Genomic DNA, 21,315 nt, shown 5'->3' with positions numbered 1-21,315 from the left:
GGCAGCCTCAGGGCGCGGGTTTGCCGCGTTCCTTCACCACGGCATAGCGCGCCAGGGTGTGCTGCCGCGCCACGGCGTGGTCCACGATGGGCAGCGGGTAGTCCGCCTCCAGTCGCAGCCCGGCCTCGGCCAACTCCAGCGGGCGCGCCTGCCAGGGGGCGTGGATGGCCGTGGCCGGCAGCTTGGCCAGCTCGGGCACATAGCGCCGGATGAACTTGCCCTCGGGGTCGAACTTCTCGCTCTGGGTCACCGGGTTGAAGATGCGAAACCAGGGCTGGGCGTCGCAGCCGGTGGAGGCGGCCCACTGCCAGCCACCGTTGTTGGCGGCCAGATCGAAGTCGTTGAGGTGCAGGGCGAACCAGGCCTCGCCGCGCCGCCAGTCAATGCCCAGGTCCTTGACCAGGAAGCTGGCGCTCACCATGCGCAGCCGGTTGTGCATGTAGCCCGTCTGGGCCAGCTGGCGCATCGCGGCGTCCACCAGCGGGTAGCCGGTGCGGCCCTGGCACCAGGCCTCGAAGTGCGCGTCGGCCGTCTTGCCGTGGTCCCAGTGGATGGCCTCGTATTCGGGGCGGAAGGCGTGGCCCACCACATGCGGGTGGTGGTGCAGGATCTGGTGATAGAAGTCGCGCCAGACCAGTTCGGACAGCCACACCTCGGCGCCCCGCGAGCCACCTTCCATGCGTTGCCAGGCCTCGCGGGCCAGGCGCCGGATGGACACCGTGCCGAAGCGCAGGTGGGTGCTCAGGTAGCTGGGGCCCTTGACGGCCGGGAAGTCGCGTGCGTGGTCATAGGCGTCGATGCGGTCGAGGAAATCGGCCAGCAGTTCCTGGGCGCCAGCCGAGCCCGAGGGCAGGCGCAGGCGGTGCAGGTCGGTGCGTTGGAAGTCGATGTCCTGCAGCTCTGGCACGCCGCTGGCCGGCCCCAGCAGTGTCTGCGGCCACGGTGCCAGTGCGCCGGCGTGGCGTGCCACCGGATAGGCCTTCAGGTAGAAGGGCGTCAGCTTCTTCAGCCAGGCGTTCTTGTACGGGGTGAAGACCGAGAACGGCGTGCCGCCGGCCGTCATCACCTCGTCCCGCTCGAAGACCACCTGGTCCTTGCTGGTGTAGAAGGACACGTCCTCGCCAGCCAGCGCGCCGCGCACGGCGGCATCCCGGGCCAGGGCGTCGGGCTCGTCGTCGTGGTTGGCATACACGGCCTGCACGCCCAGCGTGCGGGCCATGTCGGCCACCACCTGGCGGGCACGGCCGTGGCGCACCACCAGCCGCACGCCATCGACGCCATGGGACAAGCCCAGGGCCTGCAACTGGTGGTCCAGGTCCACCAGGCTGTCGCGGATGAACTCCACCCGGCGGTCCTGCCGGGGCAGGGGGGCCAGGATGTCGGTGTCGAAGACGAACAGGCAGAACACCTGTCGGGCGGCTCGGCAGGCCGCGTACAGGGCGGCATGGTCCTCGGTGCGCAGGTCGCGCCGGAACCAGACCAGGGCACGGTCGAATCGGGTCGTCATGGTGTGAGTGTCGCGGCATTTGCCCGACCGGGGGGAGCCCTGAAATAGAATGCGCGCCATGGCGGCGGACGGCATCAACCTCACCAATCAGTTCCTGATCGCGATGCCGGGCATGGCGGACGAACGCTTTGCCGGCTCCGTGGTCTACCTGTGCGAGCACAACGACCAGGGCGCCCTGGGCCTGGTGGTGAACAAGCCGGTGGACATCAACCTCGGCGAACTGTTCGAGAAGATCGACCTGGCCCTGGGCGACACCGCCCTGGCCGAGCAGCCGGTGTACTTTGGCGGCCCGGTGCAGACCGAACGGGGCTTCGTGCTGCATGACGCCGGCGCGGCCGACGAGGGACCGGTCTACAGCTCCACCCTGAACGTGCCCGAGGGCCTGGCCATGACCACCAGCAAGGATGTGCTGGAGGCCATCGCCCGCGGCGAAGGCCCCCGGCGCGTGCTGGTCACCCTGGGCTACAGCGGCTGGGGTGCGGGCCAGCTGGAAGACGAGCTGGGCCGAAACGGCTGGCTGACCGTCCCGGCCGATCCGGCCATCATCTTCGACACCCCGGTGGACGAGCGTTACATGAAGGCGCTGGCCCTGCTGGGTTTCGATCCGCGCATGCTTTCGCAGGAAGCGGGGCACGCATGAGCGCTGGTGGCCTGTCCACCTCGTCGTTCCTGGCGTTTGATTTTGGCGAGAAGCGGGTGGGTGTGGCCACCGGCTCGGGCCTGATGCGCCAGGGGCAGCCGCTGCGCACCGTGGCCGCCCAGGGCGACGCCCGGTTTGCCGCCATTGCCGAGCTGATTGCGCAATGGCAACCTGATGCGCTGGTGGTGGGCGTACCGTTCCACCCCGATGGTGCCGAGCATGAAAACACCCGCCGGGCGCGCAAGTTCGCGCGCCAGCTGCATGGGCGTTTCCGTCTGCCGGTCCACGAGGTGGATGAGCGCTACACCACCACCGAGGCCCTGTCCTCGGGCGCCGCCGATGCCGACGCCGCGTCCGCCGCCATCATCCTCGACCAGTTCTTCCGGGAGCACCCCAGCCCATGAGCAGCCTGTCCCTCGATGCCGAGGCCCTGTACGTCGAATTGCGCCAGGGCGTCAAAAGTCTGTTGAAGCCCGAACTGTCCCTGGTGGGCATCTGGTCCGGTGGCGCCTGGCTGGCCGAGCGCCTGCAGGCCGACCTGGGCCTGCCGGGCGCGCATGGAGTGATCTCCAGCACCCTGCACCGCGATGACTTCGGTGCCCGCGGCCTGGCCAGCACCGCCGATGCCACCCAGCTGCCCTTCGCCATCGATGGCCGGCACATCCTGCTGATCGACGACGTGCTCTACACCGGCCGCACCATCCGGGCGGTCATCAACGAGCTGTTCGACTTCGGCCGGCCCGCCAGCGTGCAGTTGGCGGTGCTGGTGGACCGGGGCGGGCGCGAGCTGCCCATCCAGCCGGCCTTCGCGGCTGCCCGCGTGACACTGCCGGCGGCCCAGCGCCTGTCGCTGGCCCGCACCGACGGCAGCGCCTTCACTTTCACTCTCCAAGAGGAGCACTGAATGCTCTCCAAGCGCAATCCGCAGCTCAACCAGCACGGTGAGCTGGTCCACCTGCTGACCACCGAGGGCCTGCCCCGCGATGTCATCCACCACATCCTGGACACCGCGGGCACCTTCCTGTCGGTCAATGACCGGGAGGTGAAGAAGGTGCCGCTGCTGCGTGGCAAGAGCGTGTTCAACCTCTTCTTCGAGAACAGCACCCGCACCCGCACCACCTTCGAGATCGCGGCCAAGCGCCTGTCGGCCGACGTGGTGAACCTGGACATCGCCAAGTCCAGCACCGCCAAGGGCGAGACCCTGCTGGACACGGTGGCCAATCTCTCGGCCATGCACGCCGACATGTTCGTGGTGCGCCACAGCGAATCGGGCGCGCCCTACCTGATCGCCCAGCACTGTGCGCCGCATGTGCATGTGGTCAACGCCGGTGACGGCCGCCATGCCCACCCCACCCAGGGGTTGCTGGACATGTACACGATCCGCCACTTCAAGAAGGACTTCACGCAGCTGAGCGTGGCCATCGTCGGCGACATCGTTCACTCGCGCGTGGCCCGCTCGGACATCCACGCCCTGACCACGCTGGGTGTGCCGGACATCCGCGCCGTCGGCCCCAAGACCCTGGTGCCCGGCGACCTGGCCGGCATGGGCGTGCGGGTCTGCCGCGACCTGGCCGAGGGCATCCGCGGCGCCGACGTGATCATCATGCTGCGCCTGCAGAACGAGCGCATGAGCGGCGCGATGCTGCCCAGCGCTGGCGAGTACTTCAAAACCTACGGCCTGACCGACGAGAAGCTGGCGCTGGCCAAGCCCGACGCCATCGTGATGCACCCGGGCCCGATCAACCGCGGCGTCGAGATCGACTCGCCGGTGGCCGATGGCACCCACAGCGTGATCCTGCCCCAGGTCACCTTCGGCATCGCCGTGCGCATGGCGGTGATGTCCATCATCGCGGGGAACGAAGCATGAAAGTCCTGATCCGCAACGGCCGCGTGGTGAACCCGGCCACCGGCCGTGATGAGCGTGCCGACATCGCCGTGGCCTCGGGCCGCATCCGAAGCGTCGGCGGTGTGGCCGCCGACTTCACGCCCGACCGCATCATCGAGGCCGAGGGCTGTGTCGTCTCGCCCGGCTTGGTGGACCTGTCGGCCCGCCTGCGCGAGCCCGGCCACGAACACGAGGGCATGCTGGAGAGCGAGCTGAACGCCGCGGCTGCCGGTGGCGTCACCAGCCTGGTCTGCCCGCCCGACACCGACCCGGCCCTGGACGAACCCGGCCTGGTGGACATGCTGAAGTTCCGTGCCCGCAAGCTCAGCCTGTGCCGTCTCTTCCCGCTGGGGGCGCTCACCCGCGGCCTGGCCGGCGAGTCGTTGACCGAGATGGTCGAGCTGACCGAATCGGGCTGCGTGGGCTTCTCCCAGGCCGAGGTGCCGATCGGCGACACCCTGGTGCTGTTGCGTGCCCTGCAGTACGCCTCCACCCACGGCTACCCGGTGTGGCTGAGGCCCCAGGACGCCAGCCTGGGCAAGGGCGTGGCCGCCAGCGGCGCCGTCGCGACCCGGCTGGGCCTGTCGGGCGTGCCGGTGGCCGCCGAGACGATCGCCCTGCACACCCTGTTTGAGCTGGTGCGCGCCACCGGCGCCCGGGTGCACCTGTGCCGCCTGTCCAGCGCGGCGGGCGTGGCCCTGGTGCGCCAGGCCAAGGCCGAGGGCCTGCCCATCACCGCCGACGTCAGCATCCATTCGCTGCACCTGACCGACGTGGACATCGGCTACTTCAATTCGGCCATGCGCCTGAGCCCGCCGCTGCGCCAGCAGGCCGACCGCGACGCGCTGCGCGCCGGTCTGGCGGATGGCACGATCGACGCCCTGGTGTCGGACCACACGCCGGTGGATTCGGATGCCAAGACCGTGCCCTTTGCCGAAGCCGAGCCGGGTGGCACCGGCCTGGAGCTGCTGCTGAGCCTGGCGCTCAAGTGGGGCCAGGACAGCGGCCTGTCGCTGGCCGACACGCTGGCGCGCATCACCAGCAAGCCGGTGCAGGTGCTGGGCGAATCGCTGGGTTCGCTGGCCGGCAGCGCCGGGCAGATCGTCGAGGGCGGCGTGGCCGACCTCTGCGTCTTCGATCCGGCGGCGGTCTGGCAGGTGAGCCCCGCCGTGCTCAAGAGCCGCGGCAAATCCACCCCCTTCGACTTCAGCCACTGCGGCATGGCGCTGCCGGGCCAGGTGCGCGCCACGCTGGTGGCGGGCACCGTGGCCTATCAGGCGCGCTGAGTCCGTGCCGGGGAAGTTGTTGCGCCTGCCGCTGGCGCTCTGGCGCCTGGCGCGGTTGGCGCTGCATCTGCTGCACGGCATGGCCATGGTGGCCCTGCGCTTTCGCCATCTGGACGCGAAGGGCCGCCAACCCTACATGCAGTGGTGGAGCGGCAGGCTCATCCGCCTGATCGGGGCCCGGCTGGACCTGCAGGGCGCCCCGCGTCCGGGGGCCACGCTGTTCATCGCCAACCATGTGTCCTGGCTGGACATTGCCAGCATCCATGCGGCCTGCCCGCAGGCGCGTTTCGTCTCCAAGGCGGACGTGCTGCGCTGGCCGCTGCTGGGCTGGCTGATCCGCCACGTCGGCACGCTGTTCATCGAGCGTGAGCGCAAGCGCGACGCGTTGCGCGTGGTGCATCAGATGGCCGAGGCCCTGCGCCAGGGCGATTCGGTGGCGGTCTTCCCGGAAGGCACCACCGGCCCCGGGCCGCAGGTGCTGCCCCTCCATGCCAACCTGCTGCAGGCGGCCATCGCGGTGGAGGCGCCGGTGCAGCCCATCGTGCTGCGCTACAGCGAGCCGGGGCAGGTCTTCGGCACGGCGGCGCAGTACATCGGCGACACCACGCTGATCGGCAGCATCTGGAAGATCATCAGCGCCCGCGGGCTGGTGGTGCATGTGCACTTCCTGCCGGCCCAGGGCACGGCCCACGCCGACCGGCGGGCCCTGGCGGAGCATCTGCAGGCTCAGCTGCAGACCGTTCTGGATCAGGCCGCAACGGCCTGACCGCAGACTTCAGCCGCCGCTCAGGCCTTGCCCTGGCTGGCCACGGCTGCGGCGGCCTTGGCCACCGCCTCGGCGTCGCCCAGGTAGTAGTGGCGGATCGGCTTGAGGTTGTCGTCCAGCTCATAGACCAGCGGCACGCCGTTGGGGATGTTCAGGCCGACGATGTCCTGGTCGCTGATGCCGTCCAGGTACTTCACCAGGGCGCGGATGGAGTTGCCGTGCGCCGAGATGATCACGCGCTGGCCGCTCTGGATCGCCGGGGCCAGCACCTCGTTCCAGCAGGGCATCACGCGGGCCACGGTGTCCTTCAGGCATTCGGTCAGCGGCACCTGCTCGGGCTGCAGCTTGGCGTAACGGGCGTCCTGGCGCTGGCCGCGGGGGTCATTGGCCTCCAGCGCGGGCGGCGGGGTGTCGTAGCTGCGGCGCCAGATCAGCACCTGTTCGTCGCCGTACTGCTTGGCCATGTCGGCCTTGTTCAGGCCCTGCAGGCCGCCGTAGTGGCGCTCGTTCAGACGCCAGTCCTTCACCACCGGCAGCCAGATGCGGTCCATCTCTTCCAGGCAGTAGTTCAGGGTGTGGATCGCGCGCTTGAGCACCGAGGTGTAGGCGACGTCGAAGTCGTAACCCTCGGCCTTGAGCAGCTTGCCCGCGGCCATGGCCTGGGAGATGCCGGTGGGGGTCAGTTCCACGTCGGTCCAGCCGGTGAAGCGGTTTTCCAGGTTCCAGGTCGATTCGCCGTGGCGGATCAGGACAAGCTTGTGCATGGCTTTCGAGATCGGTTGCGGCTGCCCGCGGCAGCCAGGGTGGGGAAAGGGCGCGAAGCCCTCGATTCTATAATTCGCGGCCTTTCACTCCCCCTGGAATTCCGCCCCATGAGCAGCAACGTCCAATTCCTGATCGACAACTGGGTGCTGGTGGCCGCAGCGGTGGTCTCCGGCACGCTGCTGCTGCGCCAGTCGCTGGCAGGGGCCACGGGCCAGGGCATCAGCCCGGACGAGGCGGTGCGCCTGATGAACCGCGAGAAGGCCGCGGTGGTCGACGTCTGCGAGCCCGAGGAGTTTGCTGCCGGGCATGTGATCGGCTCGCGCAGCATCCCGCTGGCCACGCTGGGCAGCGCCCAGAATCTGCCGGCCAACAAGGAGCAGCCGCTGATCGTGGTGTGCGCCTCGGGCATGCGGGCCACCCGTGCGGCGGCGCAGCTGCGCAAGCAAGGCTATGCCCAGGCACAGGTGCTGCGCGGTGGCATGAAGGCCTGGCGCGAGGCCGGTCTGCCGGTGGAGACCGGTGCCAAGGGCAAGGCCTGACCCAGGCCCGGACTGGCGTCCCGCTGTGCCTCGCAGTGGGGTACCGGCTGGGGTAAGACCCTGCGGCAGCAGGCCTTTGTGCCGGCGCCCACAATGGCGACCCTGATCGAGTGAATTCTGCGAGTCCCGCCATGAACAAGGTGCTGATGTACACCACCCAGGTCTGCCCCTACTGTCTGCGCGCCAAGGCCCTGCTCAAGCAGCGCGGCGTCGAGGCCATCGAGGAGATCCGGGTGGACCTGGACCCGGCCCAGCGCGACACCATGATGGAGCGCACCGGGCGCCGCACCGTGCCCCAGATTTTCATCGGCGACACCCATGTGGGCGGCTGTGACGACCTGATGGCGCTGGACCAGCGCGGTGGCCTGATGCCCCTGCTGCAAGGGGCCTGAGCCGGGTCACGGGGGCGCCACGCCCCTGCGCCATAATCGGCGGCCTCACGGCCCGCCACCATGCCGGTGGCGGGCCCGGTTTTTCTGAAAGTGACCCATGGCCGACCAAGATCAGAACCCCGTGTTCCAGCTGCAGCGCGTCTACCTGAAGGACCTGTCGCTGGAGCAGCCGAACTCCCCGCAGATCCTGCTGGAGCAGCAGCAGCCCCAGGTCGACATCCAGCTGAACATGGGTGCCGAGCCGATCGCTGACGGCGTGTTCGAGGTGACCGTGACGGCCACCGTCACCACCACCGTGGGCGATCGCACCCTGTTCCTGGTCGAGGCCAAGCAGGCCGGCATCTTCGAGATCCGCAACGTGCCGCAGGACCAGCTGCAGCTGCTGGTCGGCGTGGCCTGCCCGCAAACCCTGCACCCCTACCTGCGCGCCATCGTCTCCGACGTGTGCATCCGCGCCGGCTTCCCGCCCATCCTGCTGCCGGAAGTGAATTTCCAGGCCATGCTGGAGGCCCAGCAGGCGCAAGCCCAGGGCGCGCCCAACTGAGTCTGAATGCCGGCTGAGGCCAGGATGCAGATTTCCGTGTTGGGTGCCGGTGCCTGGGGCACCGCATTGGCCATTGCCGCGGCGCGCCGCCATGCGGTGACGCTGTGGGCCCGCGACCCGGCCCAGGCCCAGGCCCTGTCGGCCGACCGGGCCAACACCCGCTACCTGCCCGACCGTCCCTTCCCGGACACCCTGGTGGCCACGGCCGACTGGTCGGCCGCGGTGGACCACGCGCAGGGGGAGGGGCTTTTCGTCGTGGCCACGCCGATGGCGGCGCTGCGGGGCACGCTGGCCCGCCTGCCGCACGACGCCCGCGTGCTGTGGCTGTGCAAGGGCTTCGAGGCCGGGACCGGTCTGCTGGGCCACCAGATCGCCCAGGAACTGCTGCCCAAGGCGCAGTGCGGTGTGCTCTCGGGCCCCAGCTTTGCCCAGGAAGTGGCGGCCGGCCAACCCACCGCGCTGGTCGCGGCCAGTGCCGATGTCGGCCTCACCCGCCTGGCGGTGCAGGCCTTTCATGGCGGCTCGCTGCGCGTCTACATGTCCACCGACCCGGTGGGCGTGGAGGTGGGCGGCGCCGTCAAGAACGTGCTGGCCATTGCCACGGGCATTGCCGATGGCATGGCCCTGGGCCTGAATGCCCGCGCGGCCCTGATCACCCGCGGCCTGGCCGAGATGAGCCGCCTGGGCGTGGCCATGGGCGCGCAGGGCGAGACCTTCATGGGCCTGACCGGTCTGGGGGATCTGGTGCTGACCGCCACTGGCGACCTCTCGCGCAACAGGCAGGTGGGCCTGGCCCTGGCCGAAGGTCTGACGCTGGAGCAGGCCCTGGCCCGGCTGGGCCATGTGGCCGAAGGCGTCTACAGCGCCGCCACCGTGGTGGCACGCGCCCGCGTGCTGGGCGTGGAGATGCCGCTGGCCGAGGCCGTCAACGAGGTGCTTCAGGGCCGTCTGACCCCGCTGGATGCGGTGCAGCGCCTGATGCACCGCGACGCCCGCATGGAGGCCGAGGGGTTCTGAACCTCGGTCTTGCCCGCGCGTCCGTCAGACGGCCCCCTCGAAGCCGCACTGCCGCCAGGCTTCGAACACCGACACCGCCACCGCATTGCTCAGGTTCAGGCTGCGCTGGCCGGGTCGCATCGGCAGGCGCAGTCGCTGCTCGGGGGCAAAGCGCTCGCGCAGGGCCACCGGCAGGCCGGCCGTTTCCTGGCCGAAGACCAGCGTGTCGCCCGCCTGCCAGCGCACCTCGTGCGGGCGGCGGGTGCCATGCGTGGTGAAGGCGAAGCAACGGGCCGGATCGGGCTGCTCGGCGGCCAGGAAGGCCTCCCAGGAAGCGTGCCGCTGCACCGGGGCGTACTCGTGGTAGTCCAGCCCGGCCCGGCGCAGCAGCCGGTCTTCCATGTCGAAGCCCAGGGGTTCGATCAGGTGCAGGGCGCAGCCGGTGTTGGCCGCCAGACGGATCACATTGCCGGTGTTGGGCGGGATCTCGGGGTGGACGAGCACGATGCGGAACATCCCCGCATTGTCGCTGCTGTCGACTCCCGACTCAGTGGGCCGGGCGATCGGGCCGCGAAGGCGCCGGGGTGCGGGCCAGGGCCCAGGCGCTGACCTCACGGGCGCCTGAACGCAACAGCAGATCGGCCGCCGTGGCCAAGGTGGCGCCGGTGGTCATCACATCGTCCACCAGGGCCACATGGCGCCCCGCCAGCCGGCTCGCCAGGCGGGGGTGGACCACGAAGGCGTCGCGCAGGTTGGCGCGCCGCGCGGCCGCGTCCAGGGTGGTCTGGGCCGGGGTCTCCCTCCAGCGCTGCAGGCCATCGGCCTGGGCGGGCAGGCCCAGTTCCCGGGCCAGACGCCGGGCCAGCTCCCAGGCCTGGTTGTAGCCGCGCTCGCGCAGGCGCCGGGGGGACAGGGGCACCGGCAGCAGCAGGTCGGGCCGCAGCTCGTCTGAGGTGGCCAGCAGCGGGCCCAGATGATCGGCCAGGGGCCGCACCAGCACACTGGCCAGCTCCGGTGCATGGGCGAACTTGAAGCGCGCGATCAGCCGGTCCCAAGGGAAGGCATAGTCCAGGGCCACGACCGTGCGGGCCATGGGCGGGGCGTGCAGGCTGCAGGCGCCGCAGGGGCTGCCGGCCTCGGCCAGTGCCAGGCCGCAGCGCACGCAGCGGTGCCGCGGTGGGGCAAAACGCGCCCGGCAGGCCTCGCACAGCCCGCCGGCACACCAACTGTGGCAAACCAGACAGGGGGCAGGCCAGCGGCGTGCCCATGCCAACCCTGCATGGGCCACGGACTTGGCGAACTGCAGGGGTGCGACCGGCATCGGCTCAATATACTGCCGGCCATGTCCGCGCCCGCGTCTGCGTCCCCGTCCTCCTTCCCCCCTTTCGCGGACCTTCCTGCCCCGTCCGTCCGTCTGGATCCTGCCGCCGTGGCGCGTATCCGGGGGCGCCTGGCTGCGGCTGAAGCGCCTTCGTGGCTGCACCAGGAGGTGGCCCGCCGGATGGCGGAGCGGCTGTCGCTGATCCGGCTGACGCCCGGCCAGGTGCTGGACTGGTCGCTGGACGCCGGCCCGCCGGCAGAAGGCATGCGGGCGGCCTATCCCAAGGCCACGCTGCAGCAGGTGCGGCCTGCGGGTGAAGTGGCGCCCACCGCACCTTGGTGGAAGCGCTGGTGGGGCGGCGGTGCCCCGGTGCCGGTGGTGCCAGAGGCGGTGGCGTCTGGCGGCGCGGGTCTGGTCTGGTCCAACATGGCTCTGCAGTTCGAGAACGACCCGCCGGCCCTGTTTGCCGCATGGCGCCGCGCGTTGGGCGTCGACGGCTTCGTCATGTTCTCCACCCTGGGGCCGGGCTCCCTGCCGGAGCTGCGCGCGGTCTATGCGGCCGAGGGCTGGGGCGAGCCCCATGTGCCTTTTGTGGACATGCATGACCTGGGCGACATGCTGGTGCAGGCGGGCTTCGCCGATCCAGTGATGGACCAGGAGACCCTGACCCTGACCTATGGCAGCGCGGAGCAGCTGCTGGCCGAGTTGCGCAGCTGGGGCGGCAATGCTGCACCGGGGCGCATGCGCGGTCTGCGCGGCCGGGCCTGGCGCGAACACCTGTTGCGGGCGCTGCGTGCGCGGGCCGATGCCCAGGGCCGCATCCGGCTCACGCTGGAACTGGTCTATGGCCACGCCTTCCAGGCCCCGGAGCGCGGCCCCGCCGTGGCCGCTGAAACCGCGGTGGATCTGACCACCATGCGGCGCATGCTGCGCGAGCAGAAGCCACCCCGCTGACCCCGCGGCGCAGACCGTCGGGCAGCGGTATCTCAGGGATTCAACCGTGGCGCATATGGGAGGCTCAATCACTGAGCCGTTTGAGGAAATACCCATGCGTCATGGTGTTTTCCATGGCGTCAATCGACTTCCTGGGTCGATCTGGATCAATCCCTAGCAGCACACTCGGCCATCGCGTTTGAGTAGAAACGCTCTCCCTTCGGTGAGCACGGCTGCCCTACGCTGGGGCTCGCCGGATGAGCTTGATCGTTCGCAAGCCAATTGCGACGCACCGGCACCGCAACGGGACACCCGTCACCATGGGGATGTGCAGCATGCTGGGCAAGACCGCGGGATGGACAGGGGGCGCCGCCCTCTTGTCAATGTGGGGAGGCCGGATGGCCTGGGCCGCCGATGGCGCGGTTCAGAGCCTGCCAGGCGGGCCGGCCGTGCGCCAGATGGATCTGGCGCCGCCGGCCACGCAGATCGCGGCGGACGTGCAGTCGCTGCACTACGGTCTGCTGGTGGTGTGTCTGCTGATCTTTGTCGCCGTCTTCGGTGTGATGTTCTATTCCATCCTGAAGCACCGCAAATCGCTGGGGGCCAAGCCGGCCAATTTCCATGAGAGCGTCAAGGTCGAGATCGCCTGGACGATCGTCCCTTTCATCATCGTGGCCTGCATGGGCTTTGCGGCCACCAAGACGGTGGTGGCGCAGAAGGACACCAGCAATGCCGACCTCACGATCAAGGTCACCGGCTACCAGTGGAAGTGGGGCTATGAGTACCTGAAGGGCCCTGGCGAGGGCATCCAGTTCCTCTCCACGCTGGACCCGGCCCAGCGCCAGATGTCCGACGCGGGCAAGCCTTCAGGCGACGACTACCTGCTCAAGGTGGACCACCCCATGGTGGTGCCGGTGGGGCAGAAGGTGCGCATCATCACCACGGCCAATGATGTCATCCACTCCTGGATGATCCCGGCCTTCGGCGTCAAGCAGGACGCGATTCCCGGCTTTGTACGTGACACCTGGTTCCGCGCGGATCGCACGGGCGACTTCTACGGGCAGTGTGCCGAACTGTGCGGCAAGGAGCACGCCTACATGCCCATCCATGTGCGGGTGCTCAGCGCCGACGACTACGCACAGTGGGTGGCCGGCGAGAAGAAGCGTCTGGCCGAACTGGCCGACGATCCGAAGAAGGTGTGGGAGCACGATGCCCTGATGGCCCGTGGACAGCAGGTCTATGCCGGCAACTGCGCGGTGTGTCACCGGCCGGATGGCAAGGGCGGCGGGCCGGTCAAGCCCCTGGATGGTTCGGCCAAGGTGCTGGACGCCGACCATCTGGTGCAGATCCAGGTGCTGCTGCACGGTCAGAACAACGTCATGCCGTCGTGGAAACAGCTGTCCGACACCGAGATCGCGGCCGTGGTGACCTTCACCAAGAACAACTGGAGCAACCAGACCGGCCAGACCGTCCAGCCTTCGGAGGTGACCGCTGCGCGTGCGCAGTGAGTCTCGAAGCCCTCTTGCGATCCACGCGTCCCGTCCAGGAGCCACGATGAGCGCAGTCCTTGATGCCCATGGCCATCCGGCCCACGATGCCCATGACCATGCCCATGGGCCCACCCCCGGCTGGCGCCGCTGGGTCTATGCCACCAACCACAAGGACATCGGCACGATGTACCTGCTCTTCAGCTTCACCATGCTGATGATCGGGGGCGTGCTGGCGCTGTGCATCCGCGCCGAGCTGTTCAAGCCCGGGCTGCAGTTCTTCAACCCCGAGCTGTTCAACCAGTTCACCACCATGCATGGGCTCATCATGGTGTTCGGGGCCATCATGCCGGCCTTCGTCGGCTTCGCGAACTGGATGATTCCGCTGCAGATCGGGGCCTCGGACATGGCCTTCGCGCGGATGAACAACTTCAGCTTCTGGCTGCTGATCCCCGCGGCCCTGCTGTTGGTGAGCTCCTTCTTCATGCCCGGAGGTGCACCGGCCGCGGGCTGGACGTTGTATGCACCGTTGACCCTGCAGATGGGCCCGGCCATGGACGCCGGCATCTTCGCGATGCACATCATGGGCGCCAGCTCCATCATGGGGGCGATCAACATCATCGTCACGGTGCTGAACATGCGCGCGCCGGGCATGACGCTGATGAAGATGCCGCTGTTCGCCTGGACCTGGCTGATCACCGCCTACCTGCTGATCGCGGTGATGCCGGTGCTGGCCGGCGCCATCACGATGACGCTGACCGACCGCCACTTCGGCACCAGCTTCTTCAACCCGGCTGGCGGCGGCGACCCGGTGATGTACCAGCACATCTTCTGGTTCTTCGGTCACCCCGAGGTCTACATCATGATCCTGCCGGCCTTCGGGATCGTCAGCGCCATCATCCCGGCCTTCGCCCGCAAGAAGCTGTTCGGCTACACCTCGATGGTCTATGCCACCGGCTCCATCGCCATCCTGTCCTTCATCGTCTGGGCCCACCACATGTACACCACCGGCATGCCGGTGACGGGCCAGCTGTTCTTCATGTACGCGACGATGCTGATCGCCGTGCCCACGGGCGTGAAGATCTTCAACTGGGTGGCCACCATGTGGCGCGGCTCGATGACCTTCGAGACGCCCATGCTGTTCGCGGTGGGCTTCCTCTTCGTCTTCTCGATGGGCGGCTTCACCGGCCTGATCCTGTCGATGGCGCCGGTGGACCTGCAGCTGCAGGACACCTATTACGTGGTGGCCCACTTCCACTACGTGCTGGTGGCGGGCTCGCTGTTCGCCATGTTCGCCGGCTACTACTACTGGGCGCCCAAGTGGACCGGGGTGATGTATTCGGAGACGCGCGGCCGCATCCACTTCTGGGGCTCGCTGATCTTCTTCAACGTCACCTTCTTCCCGATGCACTTCCTGGGGCTGGCCGGCATGCCGCGTCGCTATGCGGACTATCCGATGCAGTTCGCCGACTTCAATGAAGTCGCCTCGATCGGCGCCTTCGGCTTCGGTTTCATGCAGGTGTATTTCTTCCTGGCCACCGTGCTGCCGATGATGCGCGGGCGCGGCGAGCCGGCACCGGCCAAGCCCTGGGAGGGCGCCGAAGGCCTGGAATGGGAGGTGCCCTCGCCGGCGCCCCACCACACCTTCGAAACCCCGCCGAAGCTGGACGAGACCGCCACCCGCGTGGTGGGATGAGGGGGTGGACATGGCCACCTTGACCCCCTCCCAGCGGCGGGCCAATCTGCGGCTGGCCTGGACGCTGGCGGCCGTGGCCCTGGTCATCGGCCTGGCCTTCGTGGCCAAGATCATCTGGTTGCACGCCTGAGCCCGGAGCAGGACATGTCCCTCGCCGCCCGAGCCCGCCAAGACCAGCTGGTGATGCTGGGCAAGCTGCTGGTCATCGCCGCGCTGATGTTCGGCTTCGGCTATGCGCTGGTGCCCATCTACCGGCACATCTGCACGGCCCTGGGCATCAACGTGCTGTCGCTGTCCGAGCGCGGCGGCAGTGCGGCCCAGGCCGCACCTGCCAACACCCAGGTGGACACCAGCCGCACCGTGACGGTGGAGTTCGACGCCAATGCCCGCGGCCTGTGGTCCTTCAAGCCTGAGGTGCGATCCCTGCAGGTGCACCCGGGGCAGATGGCCACGGTGATGTACGAGTTCACCAACACCCAGCCGCGCACACTGGCGGCCCAGGCCATTGCCAGCTACGCGCCCAGCGTGGCGGGCAACTACTTCGAGAAGCTCCAGTGCTTCTGCTTCAACGAATACACGCTCCAGGCCGGCGAGTCCCGGCGCTGGCCGGTGGTGTTCTATGTGGACCGCAAGCTGCCGCACGATGTGAGCACCATCACGCTGTCCTACACCTTCTTCGAGGTGGGCGGCAAAGTGCCCCCCGCGCCAGGAGGCGGCACATGAGCCCCCAGACCCATGGCCGCGATGGCAGCTTCTGGCAGACCGTGCGCCTGGTGGCCTGGTCCTTCTTCGGCGTGCGTCGCCGGACGGACCAGGAGCAGGACCTGCGGCGGGTCAAGCCGCAGCATGTCATCGTGGCCGGCCTCGTGGGGGCGGCCTTGTTCGTGGGCCTGCTGCTGCTGCTGGTGAATTGGGTGGTCGACAGCGGCGCTTCCCACTGACGGGTTCTGGACGAGACACACACGCTATTCGCAACGAGGAGAGCAGACGATGTCCGCAGCGAACGATTCACACGGCACGCCGTACTACTTCGTGCCCCAGCCTTCGCGCCATCCGGCCCTGGGGGCGCTGGCGCTGTTCCTCATCGCCTTCGGTGCCGCCCAGTGGATCAACGACCTCAGCTGGGGCCGCTATGCGGTGCTGGCGGGCTTTCTGGTGCTGTTCAGCGTGCTGTTCCAGTGGTTCGGCGACGCGATCCGCGAGAGCGAGGGCGGGCAGTACTCCCAGCGCATCGACGCGTCCTTCCGCTGGAGCATGAGCTGGTTCATCTTCTCGGAGGTGATGTTCTTCGCGGCCTTCTTCGGCGCCCTGTTCTGGGCCCGGGCGCATGTCATCCCCGCCCTGGGCAGCCTGGACAACCAGCTGCTGTGGCCGGACTTCAAGGCCGTCTGGCCCAGCGAAATGCCCGGTGCGACGGGTTCGCCCGCGGGCACGGTGGCCCCGTTCGAGACCATGGGGCCCTGGCCGATCCCGACGCTCAACACCGCGCTGCTGCTGACCTCGGGCCTGACCATCACGATGGCCCACCACGCGCTGCTGGCCGATCGGCGGGGCACCTGCATCGGCTGGATGTGGCTGACCGTGGCGCTGGGTGCCACCTTCCTGGGCTTCCAGGCTTACGAGTACATGCATGCCTATCACGAGCTCAACCTGAAGCTCACGTCCGGCATCTACGGCTCCACCTTCTACATGCTCACCGGCTTCCACGGCTTCCACGTGCTGCTGGGCACGCTGATGCTCACGGTGATCACGCTGCGCCTGATGAAGGGCCACTTCAGCAGCAAGCACCACTTCGGCTTCGAAGGCGTGGCCTGGTACTGGCACTTCGTGGACGTGGTCTGGCTCGGCCTGTACTTGGTCGTCTACTGGATGTGAGTCGGCCATGCACCGCAACACCCCCAGCTTGCACGGGCTCGCACCCGCGCTTGGCGCGGGGGAGGGGGCGCGGCCTTCAGCGGGTGAGGGGCAAGCCGGTCGGATGGATCCAGCCCAGGGCCCAGGCCCCCAGCACCGCCAGGAACAGGGCAATGGACAGGCCGATGCGCCAGGCCAGGGCGCGGGCCATCTGCCGGCCGCGTTGGCCGCCGTCGTCCTCGGGGCGACGGCGCAGCATCAGCAGGCCGGCGGCGGCCAGGCTGCCCAGGATGGCCAGCAGGGTGGCGATGATCAGGATCTTCATGTCCGGCATTCTTCTCCCGTCCCGGTGCCGGGCGCAGGAGGGCTTGCCCGGAGCGACCCGTTCACACGGCGGGTTCTGGTGCTGCTGGCGGCGCTGACGGTGGCCGCGGTGACGGCCCGTCTGGGCCTCTGGCAGATGCACCGTGGCCAGGAGAAGCGGGCTCTGCAGGCCGAGATGCTGGAGCGTGCCGAGGCGCCCGTGCTGAGCCCGGAGGCCCTGGCGCGCAGCCCTCTGGCCGCCCAGGGACAGTGGTACCGACGGGTCACCGTTCAGGGGCGCTGGCTGCCGGTGGCGCCGGTGTTCCTGGACAACCGTCAGATGGATGGCCGGCCGGGCTTCTTCGTGCTCTCGCCCCTGCAGCTGGACCGCGGGGATGTGGTGCTGGTGCAGCGTGGTTGGGTGCCGCGCGATCAGCAGGACCGCAGCCGGTTGCCGGCCCTGCCGCTGCCCGAGGGGGAGGTGTTGGTGTCGGCCCGCGTGGCGCCCTGGCCATCGGCCCTGACCGCCTTGGGGGCGGATGCCCCCGGCCCGATCCGTCAGAACGCCGATCCCGAGGCCCTGGCCCAGCTCTGGGGGCCTGCGCTGTTGCCCTATTCGCTGCAGCAGCTGGCGCCTTCTCCCGTGGCCGCCGGTGCGGCTGCGATGGCCGAGCAAACCTTGCAGCGGCGTTGGCCGCAACCCGCGCTGGATGTGCGCAAGCACGACCTGTACGCCGTCCAGTGGTTCTTGTTCTCGTCGCTCACCGTGGGGTTGTATGTCTGGTTCCAGCTCATTCGCCCGCGCCTCGCACGCCACACCGCCTGAGCCGCTGACGCTCACCGTGCATGGCCTGCCTGGCACTGCGCCGGCCGAGGGCCGTTCGCCCTCCCGCTGGAGCGGGCGCTTCACGCTGCTGCTGGTGCTGCTGGCCTGCGCAGCCCCGGTGGTGGCCTCCTACTTCACCTATTACGTGCTGCGGCCCCAGGGGCGCAGCAACTATGCCGAGCTGATCCAGCCTTCGCGCGGCCTGCCGGCCGACCTGCCGCTGCAGACCCTGGACGGCCGTGCCGTGGCGCCCGCAGCCCTCAAGCGCCAGTGGCTGTTGACGGTGGTGGCCCCTGGCGCCTGCGATGCGGCCTGCGAGCGCATGCTGTTCGAGCAGCGGCAGCTGCGCGAGATGCTGGGCCGCGAACGCGACCGGGTGGACAACCTGTGGCTGGTGACCGACGACGCCCCTGTGCGGCCTGAGGTGCTGCAGGCACTGACCCCGGGCACCTGGGTGCTGCGGGTGCCGCCTCAGGCCCTCGCGCAGTGGCTGCAGCCTGCGCCCGGGCACGCCTTGAGCGAGCACATGTACGTGGTGGACCCGATGGGCGAGTGGATGATGCGCACCCCGCCCCAGCCGGAGCCCAAGCGCTTTCACAAGGATCTGGAGCGGCTCCTGAGGGCGTCGGCCTTCTGGGACCGTCCCGGGCGGGAGGTGGGGCAATGATGAACGCGACACCCGTGGACTGGAGCCCGGCCCTGGCCCTGCTGGCCGGCTCCGGCAGCGTGACGTTGCTGATCCTGCTGGGCTTGGCCTGGCGCTGGCGCGGTGCCAGCCGGCGCCAGCGTCTGGCCGCGCTCACCACGCTGGCCCTGTTCCTGACGGTGGACCTGATCGCCTTCGGCGCCTTCACCCGCCTGACCGATTCCGGCCTGGGCTGCCCGGACTGGCCGGGCTGCTACGGCGAGGCCAGCCCGCTGGCGGCGCGTGCCGCCATTCATGCCGCTCAGCAGGCCTTGCCCAGCGGTCCGGTCACCTGGTCCAAAGCCTGGGTGGAGATGACCCACCGTTACCTGGCCATGGTGCTGGGCGGCCTCATCCTGACCCTGGCGGTGGCCAGCCTGCGTTGGCGCCGCGAGCTGCCGCACTGCTGGCTGTGGCCGCTGCTCACGCTGGGCTGGGTCATCGTGCAGGGCCTGTTCGGTCGCTACACCGTGACCTGGAAGCTCTATCCGGCCATCGTCACCCTGCACCTGCTGGGGGCGCAGCTGCTGCTGGCCTTGCTGATGATCCAGCACCGGGCCTACCAGGACCAGGCCCTGGCCCTGGGGCGGGGCCTGCGCACGGCGGTGGGGGGCGTGCTGGCCCTGGTGCTGGCCCAGGTGGCCCTGGGGGGCTGGGTGAGCAGCAACTATGCGGTGCTGGCCTGCCAGGGCTTTCCCGCCTGCAACGGCCAGTGGTGGCCGCAGGCGGATTTCGCGCAGGGCTTCACGCTGCTGCGCGAACTGGGCCGGGCCCACCATGGCGGCTACCTGGGCTGGGAGGCCCTGGTGGCCATCCACTGGGCCCACCGGCTGATGGCCGCGGTGGTGGCCCTGGCCATCGCCGCGCTGGCCGTGGCCTTGTGGCGGCGGGGGGCGGCTTATCACCGTGGCGCGGCCATGCTGGCCGGCCTGCTGACCCTGCAGGCCCTGACCGGCATCGGCAATGTGGTGCTGCAGTGGCCGCTGGCGGGAGCGCTGCTCCACTCTGTGGGCGCGGCAGCCCTGGTGGCCACGCTGGTGGGCCTGCTGGCGCGCCGTGAGCCTCGTTCCGTCACTGTCCCGCAGGCGGCCGCGCGGCCGGCCTGGCGGGCGCCGCGAGAGGTGGTGCTGTCATGAACACCCAGGCCCTTTCTGCCCCCACCGCGCTGGTCCGCTGGCGCCACAAGTGGCGTCAGTTCCACGCCCTGACCAAGCCGCGCGTGGTCCAGCTGATCGTGTTCTGCGCGGTCATCGGCATGCTGCTGGCCAGTCCGGGCTGGCCGGACTGGCAGGTGCTGCTGGCCGGCACGGCCGGCATCTGGTGGGTGGCCAGTGCGGCCGCGGCCTTCAACTGTCTGGTGGAGCGCGAACTGGACCGGCGCATGCAGCGCACGGCCTGGCGGCCCACGGCCCGGGGCGAGCTGTCGCCGCGGGAGACGCTGGCTTTCTCGCTGGCCCTGTGTGCCCTGGGCAGTGCGGCGCTGCTGCTGTGGGTCAACGCGCTGACCCTGGCGCTGACCCTGGCCACCTTTGTCGGCTACGCGGTGGTTTACACCCTGTGGCTCAAGCCGCGCACGCCGCAGAACATAGTGATCGGCGGGGCCTCCGGGGCCATGCCGCCGGTGCTGGGTTGGGCTGCGGTGCGGGGCGACGTGGGGCCCGAGGCCTGGCTGTTGTGTCTGATCATCTTCCTCTGGACGCCGCCGCACTTCTGGTCCTTGGCCTTGTATCGGATGGAGGACTATCGCCGGGCTGGCCTGCCCATGCTGCCGGTCACCCACGGACCCGAGCTGACCCGCCTGCACATCTTCCTCTACACCGTGGTGCTGCTGGCGGGCACGCTGATGCCCTTCATCTACGGCATGAGCGGCTGGATCTACCTCGTGAGCGCGATCACGTTGGGGTTGTGCTTCATGGTGTATGGTTTCCGGCTCTGGCGGCAGTACAGCGAGGCGCTGGCCCGCCGCACCTTCTGGTTCTCGATCCTGTACCTGTCGCTGCTGTTTGCCGCGCTGCTGCTGGACCACTACATCAGCCCCTGGCTGGGGCCTTCCTGATCCGATCATGACCCTGTCCCGCCGTCACGCGCTCCTGGCCTCTCTCTCCACGCTCACCCTGGCCGCCTGTGACGGGCAGGTCTTCAAGAGCGGCGACGTGCCGGCCCATGCCCCCTTCAAGGGCATCGACATCACCGGCGCCACCTACGCCCGCGAACTGCACCTGACGGACATGAACGGCCAGCCGCGCACCCTGGCCGACTTCAAGGGCAAGGTCGTGGTGGTGTTCTTCGGCTATGTGCAGTGCCCGGACGTGTGTCCCACCACGCTGGCCGAGCTGGCCGCCGTCAAGCAGCAGCTGGGCGAGGCCGGCAAGGAGGTGCAGAGCATCTTCGTCACCGTGGACCCGGAGCGCGACACGCCGGAGATCCTGAAGGCCTACATGGGCAGCTTCGGCGGCAGCGACTTCCTGGCCCTGCATGGCACGCCGGAGGAAACCGCCGCCGCCGCCAAGGAATTCAAGATCTTCTACGCCAAGGTGCCGGGCAAGACCGCGTCGAGCTACACCATCGACCACACCGCGGGCTCCTACCTGTTTGACCGCGCGGGCCGGGTGCGGGTCTTCAGCCGCTACGGCGCAGGCCCGGAGGCCCTGGCCGCGGACCTGAAGATCCTGCTGGCCGAGAAGGCCGTAAGCGTGGCCCCAAGGCCGTATTGACCCACCCACGCTGATCACCCGAGCATGCGTCCACATGCAAGCCTGTGGACGCACCCCAACCTGGAGCGGCGAGCGCGTGCTCAAGACGAACGCGCGCGGCCGTCACAACTACTTGCCAGAGTTCAAGCGCTGGATCGTCGAGCAGGCGCTGCAGCCTGGCATGTCACTGGCTGGCC

The 21,315-nt window shown here is 69.2% G+C and carries 27 protein-coding genes; 22 read left to right on the top strand and 5 right to left on the bottom strand.

Annotated features, from left to right (window positions below):
• Window positions 1-7: 7 nt before the first annotated feature.
• Complete coding sequence (locus tag M0L44_RS08985; RefSeq protein ID WP_252769344.1) at window positions 8-1,507, bottom strand: cryptochrome/photolyase family protein; 1,500 nt, start codon at window positions 1,505-1,507, stop codon at window positions 8-10.
• A 58-nt stretch (window positions 1,508-1,565) separates the two neighbouring features.
• Here M0L44_RS08985 and M0L44_RS08980 point away from each other — a divergent pair, with 58 nt between their 5' ends.
• Genes M0L44_RS08980 through M0L44_RS08955 form a run of 6 tightly spaced genes read left to right on the top strand, consistent with a single transcriptional unit; the run spans window position 1,566 to window position 6,084 of the window.
• Window positions 1,566-2,147, top strand: coding sequence for a YqgE/AlgH family protein (locus M0L44_RS08980; protein ID WP_252769701.1), 582 nt, complete (start codon window positions 1,566-1,568; stop codon window positions 2,145-2,147).
• Window positions 2,144-2,551, top strand: a complete 408-nt coding sequence (gene ruvX / locus M0L44_RS08975; RefSeq protein ID WP_252769342.1) for a Holliday junction resolvase RuvX — start codon at window positions 2,144-2,146, stop codon at window positions 2,549-2,551. The genes M0L44_RS08980 and ruvX overlap by 4 nt, the downstream gene beginning before the upstream one ends.
• Entirely contained in the window at window positions 2,548-3,051 is a 504-nt protein-coding gene (gene pyrR / locus M0L44_RS08970; RefSeq protein WP_252769341.1) for a bifunctional pyr operon transcriptional regulator/uracil phosphoribosyltransferase PyrR, read from the top strand. The genes ruvX and pyrR overlap by 4 nt, the downstream gene beginning before the upstream one ends.
• Window positions 3,052-4,014 carry an aspartate carbamoyltransferase catalytic subunit gene (locus tag M0L44_RS08965; RefSeq protein WP_252769340.1) on the top strand — a complete coding sequence of 321 codons (963 nt, stop codon included), beginning with the start codon at window positions 3,052-3,054 and terminating at the stop codon, window positions 4,012-4,014.
• A complete protein-coding gene (locus tag M0L44_RS08960) occupies window positions 4,011-5,318 on the top strand; it encodes a dihydroorotase (RefSeq protein WP_252769339.1) in 1,308 nt (435 codons plus the stop codon). The genes M0L44_RS08965 and M0L44_RS08960 overlap by 4 nt, the downstream gene beginning before the upstream one ends.
• Window positions 5,319-5,322: 4 nt before the next feature.
• A complete protein-coding gene (locus tag M0L44_RS08955) occupies window positions 5,323-6,084 on the top strand; it encodes a lysophospholipid acyltransferase family protein (protein ID WP_252769338.1) in 762 nt (253 codons plus the stop codon).
• A 20-nt stretch (window positions 6,085-6,104) separates the two neighbouring features.
• On the opposite strand, the gene gpmA is transcribed toward M0L44_RS08955, so the two are convergent.
• Window positions 6,105-6,848 (bottom strand): 2,3-diphosphoglycerate-dependent phosphoglycerate mutase, encoded by a 744-nt coding sequence (gpmA, locus tag M0L44_RS08950; protein WP_252769336.1) that lies wholly within the window; start codon window positions 6,846-6,848, stop codon window positions 6,105-6,107.
• A gap of 108 nt (window positions 6,849-6,956) precedes the next feature.
• On the opposite strand from gpmA, the gene M0L44_RS08945 reads away from it, so the two are divergent.
• The 4 genes from M0L44_RS08945 to M0L44_RS08930 all read left to right on the top strand — a co-directional run bounded on the left by M0L44_RS08945 (window position 6,957) and on the right by M0L44_RS08930 (window position 9,341).
• The gene (locus M0L44_RS08945; protein WP_252769334.1) at window positions 6,957-7,388 is read left to right on the top strand and encodes a rhodanese-like domain-containing protein; all 432 of its coding nucleotides are present in this window, start codon (window positions 6,957-6,959) and stop codon (window positions 7,386-7,388) included.
• Between the two features lie 131 nt (window positions 7,389-7,519).
• The gene (grxC, locus tag M0L44_RS08940) at window positions 7,520-7,780 is read left to right on the top strand and encodes a glutaredoxin 3 (protein WP_151121987.1); all 261 of its coding nucleotides are present in this window, start codon (window positions 7,520-7,522) and stop codon (window positions 7,778-7,780) included.
• A gap of 97 nt (window positions 7,781-7,877) precedes the next feature.
• On the top strand, window positions 7,878-8,324 hold the full coding sequence (secB, locus tag M0L44_RS08935) for a protein-export chaperone SecB (RefSeq protein ID WP_252769333.1): 447 nt from the start codon (window positions 7,878-7,880) through the stop codon (window positions 8,322-8,324).
• A 24-nt stretch (window positions 8,325-8,348) separates the two neighbouring features.
• Window positions 8,349-9,341: an NAD(P)H-dependent glycerol-3-phosphate dehydrogenase gene (locus tag M0L44_RS08930; protein ID WP_252769331.1), complete on the top strand. Its 993-nt coding sequence runs from the start codon at window positions 8,349-8,351 to the stop codon at window positions 9,339-9,341.
• 24 nt (window positions 9,342-9,365) lie between these two features.
• On the opposite strand, the gene M0L44_RS08925 is transcribed toward M0L44_RS08930, so the two are convergent.
• Window positions 9,366-9,836: a tRNA (cytidine(34)-2'-O)-methyltransferase gene (locus M0L44_RS08925; protein WP_252769330.1), complete on the bottom strand. Its 471-nt coding sequence runs from the start codon at window positions 9,834-9,836 to the stop codon at window positions 9,366-9,368.
• 31 nt (window positions 9,837-9,867) lie between these two features.
• Entirely contained in the window at window positions 9,868-10,641 is a 774-nt protein-coding gene (locus tag M0L44_RS08920) for a ComF family protein (RefSeq protein WP_252769329.1), read from the bottom strand.
• Between the two features lie 108 nt (window positions 10,642-10,749).
• On the opposite strand from M0L44_RS08920, the gene M0L44_RS08915 reads away from it, so the two are divergent.
• The 7 genes from M0L44_RS08915 to M0L44_RS08885 all read left to right on the top strand — a co-directional run bounded on the left by M0L44_RS08915 (window position 10,750) and on the right by M0L44_RS08885 (window position 16,632).
• Window positions 10,750-11,595 carry a methyltransferase domain-containing protein gene (locus M0L44_RS08915; protein ID WP_252769328.1) on the top strand — a complete coding sequence of 282 codons (846 nt, stop codon included), beginning with the start codon at window positions 10,750-10,752 and terminating at the stop codon, window positions 11,593-11,595.
• A gap of 362 nt (window positions 11,596-11,957) precedes the next feature.
• Complete coding sequence (gene coxB / locus M0L44_RS08910; RefSeq protein ID WP_435526406.1) at window positions 11,958-13,082, top strand: cytochrome c oxidase subunit II; 1,125 nt, start codon at window positions 11,958-11,960, stop codon at window positions 13,080-13,082.
• A 46-nt stretch (window positions 13,083-13,128) separates the two neighbouring features.
• Window positions 13,129-14,757 (top strand): cytochrome c oxidase subunit I, encoded by a 1,629-nt coding sequence (gene ctaD / locus M0L44_RS08905; RefSeq protein ID WP_252769325.1) that lies wholly within the window; start codon window positions 13,129-13,131, stop codon window positions 14,755-14,757.
• Window positions 14,758-14,767: 10 nt separating this feature from the next.
• Window positions 14,768-14,887, top strand: coding sequence for a cytochrome oxidase small assembly protein (locus M0L44_RS08900; protein ID WP_252769324.1), 120 nt, complete (start codon window positions 14,768-14,770; stop codon window positions 14,885-14,887).
• Between the two features lie 14 nt (window positions 14,888-14,901).
• Window positions 14,902-15,480: a cytochrome c oxidase assembly protein gene (locus M0L44_RS08895; protein WP_252769323.1), complete on the top strand. Its 579-nt coding sequence runs from the start codon at window positions 14,902-14,904 to the stop codon at window positions 15,478-15,480.
• Complete coding sequence (locus M0L44_RS08890; protein ID WP_252769322.1) at window positions 15,477-15,698, top strand: DUF2970 domain-containing protein; 222 nt, start codon at window positions 15,477-15,479, stop codon at window positions 15,696-15,698. The genes M0L44_RS08895 and M0L44_RS08890 overlap by 4 nt, the downstream gene beginning before the upstream one ends.
• Window positions 15,699-15,747: 49 nt before the next feature.
• Complete coding sequence (locus tag M0L44_RS08885) at window positions 15,748-16,632, top strand: cytochrome c oxidase subunit 3 (protein WP_252769321.1); 885 nt, start codon at window positions 15,748-15,750, stop codon at window positions 16,630-16,632.
• A gap of 76 nt (window positions 16,633-16,708) precedes the next feature.
• On the opposite strand, the gene M0L44_RS08880 is transcribed toward M0L44_RS08885, so the two are convergent.
• Entirely contained in the window at window positions 16,709-16,936 is a 228-nt protein-coding gene (locus M0L44_RS08880; protein WP_252769320.1) for a DUF2909 domain-containing protein, read from the bottom strand.
• A 78-nt stretch (window positions 16,937-17,014) separates the two neighbouring features.
• On the opposite strand from M0L44_RS08880, the gene M0L44_RS08875 reads away from it, so the two are divergent.
• Genes M0L44_RS08875 through M0L44_RS08855 form a run of 5 tightly spaced genes read left to right on the top strand, consistent with a single transcriptional unit; the run spans window position 17,015 to window position 21,139 of the window.
• Complete coding sequence (locus tag M0L44_RS08875) at window positions 17,015-17,740, top strand: SURF1 family protein (protein WP_252769318.1); 726 nt, start codon at window positions 17,015-17,017, stop codon at window positions 17,738-17,740.
• Window positions 17,691-18,407 carry an SCO family protein gene (locus M0L44_RS08870; RefSeq protein ID WP_252769317.1) on the top strand — a complete coding sequence of 239 codons (717 nt, stop codon included), beginning with the start codon at window positions 17,691-17,693 and terminating at the stop codon, window positions 18,405-18,407. The genes M0L44_RS08875 and M0L44_RS08870 overlap by 50 nt, the downstream gene beginning before the upstream one ends.
• Entirely contained in the window at window positions 18,407-19,561 is a 1,155-nt protein-coding gene (locus M0L44_RS08865; RefSeq protein WP_252769315.1) for a COX15/CtaA family protein, read from the top strand. The genes M0L44_RS08870 and M0L44_RS08865 overlap by 1 nt, the downstream gene beginning before the upstream one ends.
• Entirely contained in the window at window positions 19,558-20,481 is a 924-nt protein-coding gene (gene cyoE / locus M0L44_RS08860; RefSeq protein WP_252769314.1) for a heme o synthase, read from the top strand. The genes M0L44_RS08865 and cyoE overlap by 4 nt, the downstream gene beginning before the upstream one ends.
• A gap of 7 nt (window positions 20,482-20,488) precedes the next feature.
• Window positions 20,489-21,139, top strand: a complete 651-nt coding sequence (locus M0L44_RS08855; RefSeq protein ID WP_252769313.1) for an SCO family protein — start codon at window positions 20,489-20,491, stop codon at window positions 21,137-21,139.
• Window positions 21,140-21,315 lie beyond the last annotated feature (176 nt).

Source organism: Ideonella oryzae (assembly GCF_024055665.1).
Classification (GTDB): domain Bacteria; phylum Pseudomonadota; class Gammaproteobacteria; order Burkholderiales; family Burkholderiaceae_C; genus Ideonella; species Ideonella oryzae.
The sequence above is the reverse complement of the archived record's forward strand: the minus strand, read 5'-3'. Positions and strand labels throughout refer to the sequence as shown.